11 protein-coding genes are annotated in these 13,848 nt (G+C 42.3%); 6 read left to right on the top strand and 5 right to left on the bottom strand.

Features of this window, described 5'->3' with window-relative positions:
- The first annotated feature begins 267 nt into the window (after positions 1-267).
- The 6 genes from ACSSVW_RS02300 (at position 268) to ACSSVW_RS02275 (ending at position 5,883) form a co-directional block, all read left to right on the top strand.
- Positions 268-798, top strand: a complete 531-nt coding sequence (locus ACSSVW_RS02300; RefSeq protein ID WP_036972749.1) for a sigma-70 family RNA polymerase sigma factor — start codon at positions 268-270, stop codon at positions 796-798.
- A complete protein-coding gene (locus ACSSVW_RS02295) occupies positions 795-1,484 on the top strand; it encodes an anti-sigma factor (RefSeq protein ID WP_036972750.1) in 690 nt (229 codons plus the stop codon). The genes ACSSVW_RS02300 and ACSSVW_RS02295 overlap by 4 nt, the downstream gene beginning before the upstream one ends.
- A gap of 123 nt (positions 1,485-1,607) precedes the next feature.
- Positions 1,608-3,200 carry a DUF4331 domain-containing protein gene (locus ACSSVW_RS02290; RefSeq protein WP_065979149.1) on the top strand — a complete coding sequence of 531 codons (1,593 nt, stop codon included), beginning with the start codon at positions 1,608-1,610 and terminating at the stop codon, positions 3,198-3,200.
- Between the two features lie 11 nt (positions 3,201-3,211).
- Positions 3,212-3,730, top strand: coding sequence for an Ig-like domain-containing protein (locus tag ACSSVW_RS02285; protein WP_454178757.1), 519 nt, complete (start codon positions 3,212-3,214; stop codon positions 3,728-3,730).
- 43 nt (positions 3,731-3,773) lie between these two features.
- A complete protein-coding gene (locus ACSSVW_RS02280) occupies positions 3,774-4,772 on the top strand; it encodes a tetratricopeptide repeat protein (protein WP_454178756.1) in 999 nt (332 codons plus the stop codon).
- Between the two features lie 13 nt (positions 4,773-4,785).
- The gene (locus ACSSVW_RS02275; protein WP_074989142.1) at positions 4,786-5,883 is read left to right on the top strand and encodes a HupE/UreJ family protein; all 1,098 of its coding nucleotides are present in this window, start codon (positions 4,786-4,788) and stop codon (positions 5,881-5,883) included.
- A 25-nt stretch (positions 5,884-5,908) separates the two neighbouring features.
- Here the strand turns inward: ACSSVW_RS02275 and ACSSVW_RS02270 are convergent, their stop codons facing one another.
- From ACSSVW_RS02270 to ACSSVW_RS02250, 5 genes are all read right to left on the bottom strand, one after another.
- Positions 5,909-6,526 (bottom strand): TetR/AcrR family transcriptional regulator, encoded by a 618-nt coding sequence (locus ACSSVW_RS02270; RefSeq protein ID WP_065979145.1) that lies wholly within the window; start codon positions 6,524-6,526, stop codon positions 5,909-5,911.
- Positions 6,527-6,655: 129 nt separating this feature from the next.
- On the bottom strand, positions 6,656-8,059 hold the full coding sequence (locus tag ACSSVW_RS02265; RefSeq protein ID WP_065979144.1) for an efflux transporter outer membrane subunit: 1,404 nt from the start codon (positions 8,057-8,059) through the stop codon (positions 6,656-6,658).
- Positions 8,059-11,190 (bottom strand): efflux RND transporter permease subunit, encoded by a 3,132-nt coding sequence (locus ACSSVW_RS02260; protein ID WP_036972767.1) that lies wholly within the window; start codon positions 11,188-11,190, stop codon positions 8,059-8,061. The genes ACSSVW_RS02265 and ACSSVW_RS02260 overlap by 1 nt, the downstream gene beginning before the upstream one ends.
- Before the next feature lie 12 nt (positions 11,191-11,202).
- Entirely contained in the window at positions 11,203-12,366 is a 1,164-nt protein-coding gene (locus ACSSVW_RS02255; protein WP_421420558.1) for an efflux RND transporter periplasmic adaptor subunit, read from the bottom strand.
- Positions 12,367-12,553: 187 nt separating this feature from the next.
- Entirely contained in the window at positions 12,554-13,645 is a 1,092-nt protein-coding gene (locus tag ACSSVW_RS02250) for a 6-phosphofructokinase (protein ID WP_421420556.1), read from the bottom strand.
- Positions 13,646-13,848 lie beyond the last annotated feature (203 nt).

Here is a 13,848-nt window from a genome sequence, read left to right as displayed (position 1 = left end):
ATATACCTTAAATCAATAACTTAGCAGATTTACTATTTATATATAAATAAGTTTAGGACATTTTTTCAATAACATATGAATAACTTACACATTATGAATAACTTGAAACCTATAAATTTGCCAATAAGCACATCCCTGCTAACCTAATTAATAGAAAAGAGGTGGGTTAACATTGATTTCACATCCTTTTTTCTAAAAATAATGTTTCGTGCATCTAAACCGGTGAGTAAACCGTTACTTCTATACAACAAGAAAAACAGGAACTTTATGGACAACGATCAATTATTAGCGTTACTGAGTGCAACAGCGAAAGGTGACAAAAATGCCTTTGCAAGTTTGTACAAATCAACCAGCGCTAAGTTATTTGCCATTAGCTTAAAAATGCTGGGTAATCGGGCTCAGGCTGAAGAAGTATTGCAAGATGCCTTTGTAAAAATTTGGCACAATGCCAGTGACTATCAAGTATCAAAAGGGGCAGTTATGTCATGGATGATAAGCATAGTCAGATACCGTTGCCTCGATTTATTACGCCACCACAAAGTGCGTAAAGAACAGAGCTTAACTGATGAGCAAGAACAAGAAGATTTAACGTCTATTCAAGTTGCTTACGAAGATGATTCAAAGTTGGTCGACTGTATCGAACAACTTGATCCACAGCAAAGACAAGTAATTCACTTGGCTTATTATAAAGGGTTGACTCATCACGAGCTTGTTGATCACATTGCATCCCCTCTTGGCACAGTTAAAAGCTGGATCAGACGTGGGTTACAACAACTACAAAGGTGCCTAACGTTATGAATTATGAAAACCAAACACTTATTGATATGTTAGCAGCCGAGTATGTTCTGGGGACATTAAGAGGCCCCGCTCGCGACCGTTTTGCTCGTTTAATGTTAACCTCTACCCGTGCAAGAGAAGCAACATGGATGTGGGAGCAACATCTCAATAACTTAGCAAGTTCAATTGAGTCTGTGCCACCCGATGAAGCCGTATGGGAAAAAATTGCCAGTCGTATCGACCCTAACGTTGTGCCTTTGCAATTAAAAACCAAAAAGCCACGCTCAACGATACTACAAGCATGGTCGCTTATTGCCACCGCTGCGAGCATTGTCCTTGCGCTTATTATTTGGCAGCCTCATGAGTCGGTTACATCGCAAGCGCAACAAATTGCACTTTTTAAGAATCAAGCCGAATCTGCACTTTGGTTTATTGATGTGCAAGACGATAGCCTTGCAATTAAAGCATCGACTGCACTTATACCACGCACAGACAAAGATTATGAGTTATGGATGATTTTAAAAGGGCAAGAAGCGCCCATATCCTTAGGTCTACTGCCCAAGTCAGGCCGAATTGAGCTACCTAAAAATGCCCAATTTAATGCGAATGACATTGCACTCCTAGCTGTTAGCTTAGAACCCTTGGGAGGATCGCCAAATGGCTCCCCGACCGAGGTCTTATACACCACCGAATTGGTTATTCTTTAAGTCTAAAAGCCGTGCATTGCACGGCTTTTTGCATTTTTGTTAAAAAATTTTCAAATTATTGCATCCAATTAAATTCTTCGCCCGTATTTAACTATGACTTAATTTAAAAACTAAGGAAAAGTCATGAAGAACGTAACTCCATCTCTAATTGCTATTGTAGTATGTAGTACCCTGTTCAGCTTGCCTACAGAGGCATCTAGTCACCGAGAAGCACCGAACATCACACGCTTCCCAACATTAGACTCAACAGACTTTTACGCGTTTAATAGTTACGAAGAAGGCCGTGGCGATTATGTCACGTTCATCGCAAACTATATTCCACTTCAAGATGCTTACGGCGGTCCAAATTATTTTGCAATGGACCCCGATGCAACCTACAGCATTCATATCGATAATGACGGTGATGCTGTAGAAGATATGACCTTTGCTTTTAATTTCAAAAGCATGTTACCTAATGACAACATGGGTGTTGCTTTAACAGTCGGCCCAGAAGGCAATCAACGCACGGTTGCAGTGCCATTAAAGAATGTCGGCGGTGTAGCGGCCGGTAATAATGCAGCGGTTAACTTTAGCGAGTCATATACAGTGAGCATTGTAAAAGGCCCACAACGTACTGGCTCTAAAACAATGCTAACCAATTCAATGAATAGCAGTAATGAATTTTACAAACCGCTTGATTACATTGGTAACAAAACATTCTCATCAATGAGTGCTTACAAAGAATACGCTGACCAGTACATTTACAGCGTGGCAATCCCAGGCTGCGACGGTATGGGTAAAGTGTTTGTAGGTCAACGTAAAGACCCATTTGTTGTTAACCTAGGTAAAACTTTTGACCTTGTAAATTATGTCCCTGTCGAAGGTGATAGTGCTCCGGGTGCTGGTGATGGCGGTGGTTTTCCTGGTGGCATCACACAATCAGCTGATAATGACGACCTAGCAATGAAAAATGTGACAGCCATTGCTGTTGAAGTACCTAAAGCCTGTGTGACAGGTGAAGGTAATGGCACGATTGGTAGCTGGACAACAGCAAGTCTTCCGCAAGCGCGTATTTTAAATCCAAATGCGTCATTTGCTAAAACAGCGGTTAACGGTGGTGCATTAACTCAAGTATCACGTTTGGGTAGTCCACTGGTTAATGAACTTGTTATTGGCTTAAAAGACAAAGACACCTTCTCTACCTCTGCACCTGCTGACGATGGTCAATTTGCTGATTATGTAACGCATCCATCACTGCCTGAGCTGCTTAACATCTTATTTAAAGATGCCGTGAACAGTACCTTAGGCACAAATATTGAAACACTCGCGCCGACTAATTTCCCTCGTAATGATTTAGTCACTGCATTTTTAACTGGCTTCCCAGGTGTAAACCAACTAGCCACAGTCACACCGTCTGAAATGCTGCGTCTAAATACAGCGATTGCGGCAACACCGCAAACTGAACAATCAGCATTTGGTGTTGCGGGCGATGACCTTGCAGGTTTCCCTAATGGTCGCCGTCCAGGTGATGACGTGGTTGATATTGCACTGCGTGTCGTAATGGGCCGCTTGTGTTACCCAATCCCAGTAAATGGCACTGACACCGACTTAGGCTTATGTACATCAGACGATGCGAGTGTAGGTAATGTACCGTTCACAGATGGTGCCCCTTTAGATGCAACCATGATGGATGCGAGCTTCCCATACCTTGCGACTCCAATTGCTGGTTCTAAATAAGGAGAGCTACGATGCGTAATTTAAAACGCTCTACAATCACACTGATGATTATGGCTGGTGTTCTTGCAGGCTGTAATGACAGTGATAATGATGACAAAGATAATATGAAGCCTGTTCCTGTTAACAAAGCACCCAGTGCAACTGATGCAATGGTAACAACGCAAACAGAGGTTGTTATCGAAGACATGCTAGAGGGTTCTGACCCTGAAGGTGATGCTCTTACTTACAGTCTTGTATCAGAGCCCACATTAGGCAGTGTGGTTGTGCAAAGTGATGGCAGCTATACCTATACCCCTAATGCAGAGACCACCGGCGCTGATAGCTTCGAATTTGCTGTCAGTGACGGTGTAAACAGCCAAGTAACTGCCACTGTCAGTATTACCATTGAAGCATTACAGGTTGATTTTGCTGCTATTGGCCGTGCTGCATTTAATCAAGCTGCTTCTGACGAACCATTACGCCTCAATGGTCGTGTGTTCTTAAACACCGGTGCTGAAGCAAACTTCGATGATTTAGTTACTGGAAACTAAGGTTTAGAAATTTGGCCATGGATGGCTTTTATAAGGAGCAACAATGAAATATTTAATCTGGTCGTTTATTTTTGTAAACACATTCGCTCACGCAGAACCTTACATTCCAAACGATAACGACGTTATTGCCACATCAAGCACCCCTCTTGCTGCTACCCTGACACTTCAAGAGCTTGCAACGTTATTTGAACAAACACAATACGTGGGCCAAACAGAAAGTAAGCAAGGGCTCCTAAAACGCTACTTAGAACAGCAAGTCAATACAAGCCACGATCCCGAAATTCTTTATTATTATGCGCGTGTACTACAACGCGAGCATCAATTTGACGAGGCTTTAGCCTTTTTAGCCAGAGTAAAAGAGCTAAGTCCTCATCATGTGAATGCCGCATTATTAACAGCAAACATATTAATGGTGCAAGGTAAGTTCGACGACGCAAAGTCTGAGTGCTTAAACTTAATTGGCCATGCAAGTATTGAAACTGTGACCACATGTAGTTTAGATGCACAAAGTCAAACGGGTAAGCTTGAAGAAAGTTTTCAGGCATTAAAAAAGATCGCTCGCAAAGAGACGATGAGTCTAAATACCCGCCATGTACTTGCCGAGATGGCTTTTAGATTAAATAAGCCTGAGCAAACAATTGATTATCTTGAGACTGTGAATTTAAAAAACTCACCAGTGAGTTTGGTGGTGTTATGGGCTGATGCACACTTGGCAATGAATAATCTAGATACCGTATTATCGACTCTGAGTGCATTATTAGACGATAGCGCCAACCTTGAAGATGCCATTTTGCTGCGTCTTGCACAGGCAGAAAAATATAAGGTCGATAATCAATCGAATAAATGGCGATTAAAATTAAAAGAGCGCATTGTTTTAAGGGAATTACGCCAAGATCTATTTCATGCCAGCGATCTTGCTTGGTACTATTTAACAATTGAAGAAAATCAATCTAAAGCACGCTATTGGGCAAATATTAACTGGAAACACGCGAAAATGGACAGCGATAAGCAGTTACTCAAATTAGCAAACGATATCGATTAGGAACATAACTACGATGAAAAACATAATTTTAATTGCATTCTTAATCGTTGTTACTAGTTTTAATGTGTCTGCTCACCAACTAAGCACAGCGTACATTAACTTACAAAGCGACAGCAACGACACCGTGTCTTTATCTGGCTCATGGCAAGTTGCAGTTGCAGACATAGAGCAAGCTATTCCCTTTGATTTAAACCAAGATAACGTGATTATTTGGCAGGAAATTAGCGCAAAACAGGCTGCAATAGCGTCGTACTTACTTAATCATATTTCAGCTCAGCAAGCAGGTGCCACCTGTACGGTAAGCGCTGAGGGGTCACTTAAACTTGATAACCACTTTAACCAAGCATATATCGATGTTCCGTTACAAATTAACTGTCCTGAACAATCAGCACTGACGCTCAGCTACAATGCAATAATGCAGATTGATGCTAATCACAAAGCCATCGCAGCAATCAATAACACAAGTCGAGTGTTTAGTCGGAATAACCAGCAACAAACGCTTAATTTTTCTCAAACAAGTTATGGTCAAACATTTGTTGAATATGTGTATCAAGGTATTTTGCATATTTGGATGGGTGTTGATCATATTTTATTTTTAGTGGCGTTGCTTTTAACCTGCGTACTTGTGAGAGACAAAAATACGTGGCAAGGGATCCAATCAAAGAAAAAAATTGCCGTCGACACAGCCTGGATAGTCACCGCCTTTACGCTTGCTCATTCCATTACTTTGACAGCCACGGCCCTTGAATTAGTATCACCCAATAGTCGTTGGGTTGAATTAGGTATTGCGCTCTCTGTTCTCTTTGCAGCGTTAAACAATATATGGCCATTAATCGTTCGATTAGGCTGGGTGACTTTTGCATTTGGTTTATTACATGGAATGGGCTTTGCCAGTGTCTTAGGGGAACTGGGTTTATCAAGCGATTATCAATTAATGAGCATACTGGCATTCAATTTAGGCGTTGAAGTAGGTCAGCTTGTGATACTTGCTATCTGTTTACCGGTATTAATCAGTCTAAGGAATCGTGATTGGTATCGTAAATGGCTGATGCCCGCGGGCTCATTAACCATTGCTGTTATAGCCTTACAGTGGTCAATTGAGCGCTTTTAAAAACGAGAATAAAGGCTAAATGCCTTTATTCGAAAGGCAATAATAAGGTCTGCATGGTAGGCCTTAATGCCTTTATTAACTGCTCGGTATCTAATGAAGGGTTAAGCATTTTGCGTAATAACAACCCGCCCATCACTGAAAACATGACTTCGATGCGTGCGTTTATTTCATCCAGTGCAGTGCCTTGTAAAGGACCTCGTTCACCAATTAATAATTCGCGCATTGAATCACGCGCATGAGCATCAGATTCTCTTAAAAGGTTTGCAATTTTCTCGTTGCGTGCAGCTTCAGCAAGCATTTCTAAATCAAGGGCGCCTTGATTTAAATCTGTGTGTCGCTCTACTCCTCTATTAAGGCCATCCAATAACACCGAAACACGGTCTCCTGGCTTGTCTGCAAACTCTCTAAAGATTGAGAACATTTCTTCCATGTCACGTTCGACAATAGACTCAATGATGGCTTCTTTACTGGCAAAATAGTTATAAATATGGCCTGCACTCATACCGGCTGTTTTCGATATTTCAGCCATACCAGCGCCATGATAACCTTTGCGACGAAAACAATCTGCCGCAGCACAAAGAACTTGATTACGTCTAGCTTCTGCGAGCGCAGGATCGCTGTGTCTTTTGGTTTTTTGCGTCATGTTTTCTCCACACTATTCGCCCGTATAGTTAACTATAATTTAAACAAGGTTTACATGATCTTAATCATAGCGCTAAAGCAAAACAACTAAGATCGTGTAAATCCTTAAATAAACTATGCAATTGCTGGCTTATTGAACAGCACCTTGTGCATTCCAACCACCGCCAAGGGCCTTATACAAATTAATTTGGCTTGCAAGATACGCTTGCTTACCCATAATTAACTGCTGGCCCGCACTGTACCAATTGCGCTGCGCATCGAGTACCTGTAAATAGCTATCAGCCCCTTTTTGAAAGCGTGCATCCGATAAGGTAAAAGACAGCTCATTGCTTTGGTAAAGGTCATTTAGCGCTGCTAATTGTTGCTTATAACCTTGACGGTCTGCTAATGCGTCAGACACTTCTTTAAATGCCTGTTGAATTGTTTGCTCATAACGCGTTAAGGCCACTTTTTGCTGCGTTTCAGCCACCTCTAAATTTGCTTGGTTACGACCCATATTAAAGATAGGCAAATTAATAGAAGGCACAAAGCTCCACGTGCCCGAGCCTGCATCAAATAAATTGTTTAAATCTGCTGATGCCGTCCCCGCATTGGCTGTTAAGCTAATACTTGGGTAAAAAGCCGCTTTAGCAACACCAATATTCGCATTTGCAGCACGTAAATCATGTTCAGCAGCTTTAATGTCAGGACGTTGTGTTAACAACTCCGACGGTAAACCAACCGGCACCTCGGGCATACTAAGTACGGTATCAATACTTTGCTTAGGCAATAAATCGACATTGACTGATTGGCCGACCAAAAAATCTAACGCATTTTTATCACGCTTAAGTAAACGCTGGTAATTCGCTATATCTACTTTCGCTCTCGCAACCGTACTTTCTAGCTGCGATAACGTAAGTTGTGATGCTGCACCAAGCGCAAATGTTTTACGCGTAAGCGCAAGTGACTCTTGCTGCGACTTTAATGTGTCATTAGCAAGCTCTAACAGTGCTTTATCCGTTGCGTAATTGAGCCATGCATTAACCAGCTCAGAAATTAAGCTGATACGAACACTGGATAAACTATACTCAGCAGAATAAAGATTTTGCAAAGCTTGTTCAGATTGATTACGAACCTTTCCCCAAAGATCGAGCTCATACGCGGTTAACCCCACGGTAGCAGAATAGTTCTCACTGATAGCTGCCTCACCTGTGCCCGTTAAGCTCCCGGGTAAACGTTGACGTGTACCCGATGCATTCAAATCGATACTTGGATACAGATTTGAATCCTCAATTTGATACATCGCTCTCACCTGCTGCACATTAAGTGCAGCCGTTTTTATGTCTTTGTTATGTTCGAGCGTTAATTCAATTAACTGTTGTAATTGCGCATTACTAAAGAACGCTTGCCAATGCAGGTCATTAATATTTCCCGCATTGGTTTCATCTGCATAGTGTGGTGCAACAGGTAATTCACGCTGTTCAAGGTCAGGGGCCATATTACAGGCCGAAAGCACTAACGTAGCGACTGAAATAGAGACCAGTTTAAGTTTCATTATGCTTGCTCCTCACTATTCACTTTTTGTTTGCCGGGAAATACGCGACGAACTAACACAAAGAATAACGGAACGAATAACACCACGATTGTTGATGAAGCAAGTGTGCCACCAATCACTGCAATACCGAGTGCATTTTGAGCTCCCGAGCCTGCACTTGATGCTATCGCAAGCGGTAAAACACCGCATACGAACGCCATTGACGTCATAAAGATTGGGCGTAAACGTAAGCGAATAGCAGCAATTGCAGCATCAACAAGCTTCATTCCTTCGTCCATTTTATGAATCGCAAATTCAACAATTAAAATCGCATTTTTAGAGGCTAAACCTATGGTTGTTAATAAGCCAACTTGCAAGTAAATGTCGTTCGATAAATTAAACACAAATGACGCCACACCCGCACCAAAGACACCCAGTGGAACAATCAGCATCACCGCAGCCGGCACAGACCAACTTTCATATAATGCCGCAAGACATAAAAATACAACCAGCAATGACAATGCATAAAGTAACGGTGCCTGACCCCCACTTAAACGCTCTTCATACGATATACCGGTCCACTCAAATGCCACACCTGGAGGAAGCTGTTTCACTATTTTTTCAACCTCAACCATTGCCTGCCCTGTACTGTAACCTGGCGCAGCGGCACCTTGAATTTCCATCGCCGAGAAGCCGTTATAGCGCTCTAAGCGTGGTGAGCCATAAGTCCAATATGAATGGGCAAATGCAGTGAATGGCACCATATCGCCGTTTGCATTGCGCACATACCATTTATCGAGGTCTTCGGGCACCATGCGTGATTCTGGAGTCCCTTGCAAATATACTTTTTTCACACGACCACGGTCAATAAAGTCATTTACATAGCGACTACCCCACGCCGTTGATAACGTGTTGTTAATGTCAGTTTGTGTTAAGCCAAGCGCTTCTGCTTTAGCTAAATCAATATCCAGTTCAAGCTCTGGTTTATCTTCTTGGCCATTAGGGCGAACACCTGAAAGCACCGGGTTTTTAGCCGCCATGCCTAAAAACATATTGCGTGCTTCAAGTAACTTATCATGACCAAGCCCTACGCGGTCTTGTAAAAATAAGGTAAAGCCGTTTGCTGTACCAAGCTCTACAACTGCAGGAGGTGGAAACGCGAACACAAACGCTTCTTTGATTGTTGAGAAATATCCCATCGCTTTACCCGCAACAGCGCCCACTGATAAATCAGGACGTTGACGTTCATCCCAGTGTTTTAAACCAACAAAGCCAATCGCTGCATTTTGACCAGATCCCGCAAAGCTAAAACCTGTGACTGTAAAGATAGATTTCACTGCTTCAGATTGATCTTCCAAGAAGTGATGCTCCATTTTTTCAACAACTTTTAACGTTTGTTCCGTGGTTGAACCTGCTGGCAAGCTTACTTGGTTAAACAATATACCTTGGTCTTCATCTGGTAAGAAAGCAGACGGTAATTGCGAGAAAATATACACCATGCCGCCGACAATTAAACCATAGCAAAGTAGGTAACGTTTACTGTGCTTAATCATGCGTGCAACAAACCCTTGCGCACCCGCATTGGTTTTATCGAAACCTCGGTTGAAGCCTAAAAAGAAACGACCAAATAGTGATTTATCATTGTGTACATGGCTTGGCTTTAGCATTGTTGCACACAGTGCTGGTGTCAGAATAAGTGCCACTAATACCGACAAGCTCATTGCTGTTACAAGCGTAATTGAGAATTGACGATAAATAACGCCCGTCGATCCTGCAAAGAAAGCCATAGGAACGAATACCGCAGAAAGCACCATGGCAATCCCCACCAAGGCCCCTTTAATTTCATCCATTGATTTACGTGTTGCTTCAAGCGGTGACAGGTTTTCTTCTGTCATTACACGTTCCACGTTTTCAACGACAACGATTGCATCATCAACAAGTAAGCCTATCGCTAACACCATAGCGAACATGGTTAAGGTATTAATTGAATAACCAAATACTTGTAAAATCGCAAAGGTACCCAGTAATACAACCGGTACAGCGATTGTTGGAATAAGTGTCGCTCTAAAGTTCTGTAAGAATAAATACATAACTAAGAACACCAAAACCACGGCTTCAATTAGCGTACTAACCACTTTTTCGATTGATAAAGAGACAAAAGGCGTTGTGTCATACGGTACAACAGTCGTTAACCCCTCAGGAAAGAAAGGTTCAAGCTCAGCAAGTGCCGCTTTAACACCATCAGCAGTATCAAGTGCGTTCGCACCACTGGCTAGCTTTACCCCTAAACCCGATGCTGGTTTACCGTTAAAACGCGCAACCACACCATAGTTTTCACCACCTAATTCAACCTTTGCTACATCGCTTAGGCGCACAACTGAACCATCAGGATTCGTTTTAACGAATATATCTCTAAATTGCTCTGGCGTTTGAAGGCGGCTTTGTGCCGTTACGGTCGCATTTAATTGCTGGCCATCAACTGCAGGTAATGCCCCAAGCTGACCCGCAGATACTTGTGCGTTTTGAGCACTAATGGCTGCACTGATATCTGCCGGTGTTAATGCATATTTTTGTAGTTTTGATGGGTCAAGCCAAATGCGCATTGCATATTGAGAACCAAATAACTGAACCTCACCCACGCCATTGACACGCGAGATAATATCGAGCACGTTTGATGAAACATAATCACCAATGTCGATATTATTCATACTGCCGTCTTCAGAAACAAAACCGACAACCATTAAGAAGTTACGTGCCGATTTCGCAACAGACACACCTTGGCGCTGAACTTCTTCAGGTAACAGTGGCGTTGCAAGTGACAGTTTGTTTTGTACTTGCACTTGGGCGATATCAGGGTCTGTATCAGCGCTAAAAGTCAATGTAAGTGTTGCTGAACCATTAGACTCCGATGTTGATGACATATACAACAAGCCATCAAGCCCTTTCATCTTTTGTTCTATAACTTGGGTAACCGTATCTTCTAATGTACGGGCAGACGCACCTGGGTAATTGGCTTGAATGCTAATGGCAGGTGGCGCTATTGATGGATACTGCGCAACCGGCAAACTTTTTATTGCAAGAATACCTGCCAGCATCACAACGATGGCAAGTACCCATGCAAAAATAGGCCGATCAATAAAAAATCGTGACATGTAGATTCTCCGTTACTGGCTGTTTGCTGTTGTTTCAGCAGGCATTGGATTGACTGGTGCACCTGGGCGAATTTTTTGTAAGCCTTCCACAATGAGCTTATCGCCGTTATTTAGTCCCTCAGTCACTAACCAGTTTGAACCGACCGTGCGGTCTGTTTTAAGCACGCGAGCTTCTACAGTGTTATCTTTACTCACCACCATCGCTGTCGGCTCACCTTTTGTATTGCGGCTAACACCTCGTTGCGGTGCTAAGATTGCATCGCTTTTAACGCCTTCAACAACAACCGCGCGAACATACATACCTGGGAGTAAAAGCTTTTCTGGGTTAGGAAATTCTGCACGCAAGGTCACTGACCCTGTGCTTGGGTCAACGGTTACTTCAGAAAATTTAAGCACCCCTTTGTGTTGATAGGTACTTCCGTCTTCCATTTTTAGCTCAACGTTAGAGTGCAGTGCGGCATCTTTATCAAGCTCACCTGCAGCAATCGCTTTTTTAAGACGAGTAAGTTCACTGCTTGATTGGGTTAAATCAACAAAAATCGGATCAAGTTGCGTAATCGTCGCTAAAGCTGTTGCTTGGTTTGCACTAACAAGCGCCCCTGCGGTGACATTTGATTTACCAATTTGACCACTGATAGGCGCTAATACTTTGCTGTAATTTAAATTAATTTGAGCCGTTTTTAATTGTGCTTGTGCTGTTAGTAAGTCAGCTTTTGCTCCTTTGTAAGCAGCATCGGCTTCATCATAGTCTTGTTGACTAACGGCTTTAATACTGAGTAGCTCTTTATAACGTTCAGACTTCGCTTTTGCGTTTGAAATACTCGCCTCAGCTTTAGTAATAGCCGCTTTACTGGTTGCAACTTGGGCTTCAAATGTAGAGGGGTCAATTTGATAAAGTGCCTGACCTTTTTCAACCTCCGCCCCTTCAACAAATAAGCGTGATTGAATAATACCATTCACCTGTGGACGGATTTCTGCGATACGTGATGCAGACACGCGACCCGGTAACTCTTTTGTTAGCGTAAGCGGTTTACTTTGCATCTCAATAACACCCACAGGAACAGCCTGAGCTGCCTGCATCTGCCCTTGAGCTGGTTCTGATTGGCCACAGCCTGATAAAAGCACAGCGGCAGCCAGTGCTGACACTGCAAAAAATGGAATGCGAGAGCGGTGCATGTTTATACCCTTAGTTTAGAATGAACGATCATTCTAAACTAAAATTGACACAGATCAACCCTCTTTAAATTAATTTACATTAAATAAAACCCTTGCTTTTTAGGATGAATTTTGAACAAAGCTAAAACAACAATTTTAGAATCAGCATTTAGTGAAATAAGTCACGGCTTATGAACAAGCCATTTTCCTAGGTATCACCTAAGCATATGCCCATACTTCTGGCTGTTTTAATAAGTACATGCTCAAGAGGAATAGCCCGATATTGTGATGTTGCTTCTTTTAAACTGATTGGTTTAATTTCACCATTTTTATGAACCGGTATTAAACCAAATTTACCTTGTTTAACAAGCTCAAAAGCCAATACTCCATATTCTGCACCAAGCACCCTATCAAATGCATTAGGGGTACCACCTCGTTGAATATGACCCAAAACAGTCACACGAACATCTAACGGGAGTTGCGCTTTAATATGCATTGCCAATTGCTCTGCAATGCCTCCTAATACAGGGTTTTCGTAGCCAAATTCAGTAGACTGGTGACTCACAACTTCACCTTCAATTGGTTTTGCGCCCTCAGAAATTACAATATTAGCGAAGCCATGCCCATTATCGAAACGAGTCTGTAGCTTGTTAATAATCGTATCTATGCAATAAGGAATTTCGGGAAGAAGCGCTACTTCTGCGCCTGCTGCGATTGCCGAATGTAAGCAAATCCAGCCTGCATCTCGCCCCATGACTTCTGTAATAATAACGCGATTATGACTTTGAGCCGTCGGAATTAACCGATCGATAGCTTCAGTTGCGGTGTCTACCGCAGTTTGAAAACCGATGGTGTAATCAGTGCCAAACAAATCATTATCAATGGTTTTTGGTACACCAATTATGTTTAACCCGCGTTCATATAAATGCTGAGACACTCTGTGGGACCCATCACCGCCAATATTAATAACCGCATCAAAGCCTAGTTCACTAATTACGTTGATTAATTCATTGGATCGGTCGACCAACACACGCTTACCCTCTATGTCTGTCGGGAATGCAATAGGGTTGCCTTTATTAACCGTCTCTAAAATAGTACCGCCACGAACATGTATGCCAGCAACAACGTCATCAGAAAGATGAATAATATCGTGCGGTGTCTCTAACACACCACAGTAAGCGCGTCGACTGCCATAGACTTGCCAATTTCCATCATGTTCGGCTGCTTTAACCACAGCTCTGATCACCCCATTGAGTCCTGGACAATCTCCCCCGCTCGTTAATAACAGTAATTTTTTCATTCTATGACCAACTTCGTTCACTGATTAATTAGAGATTAGCTTATATGTTGAACTTTCGCGTATGACTTACATCAACTAAAGTTCGGTTTTTTATGATTAGAAAACAGCCCCACAAAAATTATTAATAATAGATACTTAGGCAAACTTGCAAGCAAAGTCGTATTATCAAAATTTGCAGAAAAGTTGTTAACAGCAAAATATAA

Source organism: Pseudoalteromonas sp. MBR-15 (genome assembly GCF_053628915.1).
The sequence above is the reverse complement of the archived record's forward strand: the minus strand, read 5'-3'. Positions and strand labels throughout refer to the sequence as shown.

Bases quoted from the DNA above. Each gene is read 5' to 3' on its own strand.
- ACSSVW_RS02300 (WP_036972749.1), top strand. From the start codon at position 268: ATGGACAACGATCAATTATTAGCGTTACTGAGTGCAACAGCGAAAGGT.
- ACSSVW_RS02265 (WP_065979144.1), bottom strand. From the start codon at position 8,059: ATGAAACTTAAACTGGTCTCTATTTCAGTCGCTACGTTAGTGCTTTCG.
- ACSSVW_RS02280 (WP_454178756.1), top strand. From the start codon at position 3,774: ATGAAATATTTAATCTGGTCGTTTATTTTTGTAAACACATTCGCTCAC.
- ACSSVW_RS02290 (WP_065979149.1), top strand. From the start codon at position 1,608: ATGAAGAACGTAACTCCATCTCTAATTGCTATTGTAGTATGTAGTACC.
- ACSSVW_RS02275 (WP_074989142.1), top strand. From the start codon at position 4,786: ATGAAAAACATAATTTTAATTGCATTCTTAATCGTTGTTACTAGTTTT.
- ACSSVW_RS02255 (WP_421420558.1), bottom strand. From the start codon at position 12,366: ATGCACCGCTCTCGCATTCCATTTTTTGCAGTGTCAGCACTGGCTGCC.
- ACSSVW_RS02285 (WP_454178757.1), top strand. From the start codon at position 3,212: ATGCGTAATTTAAAACGCTCTACAATCACACTGATGATTATGGCTGGT.
- ACSSVW_RS02270 (WP_065979145.1), bottom strand. From the start codon at position 6,526: ATGACGCAAAAAACCAAAAGACACAGCGATCCTGCGCTCGCAGAAGCT.
- ACSSVW_RS02250 (WP_421420556.1), bottom strand. From the start codon at position 13,645: ATGAAAAAATTACTGTTATTAACGAGCGGGGGAGATTGTCCAGGACTC.
- ACSSVW_RS02260 (WP_036972767.1), bottom strand. From the start codon at position 11,190: ATGTCACGATTTTTTATTGATCGGCCTATTTTTGCATGGGTACTTGCC.
- ACSSVW_RS02295 (WP_036972750.1), top strand. From the start codon at position 795: ATGAATTATGAAAACCAAACACTTATTGATATGTTAGCAGCCGAGTAT.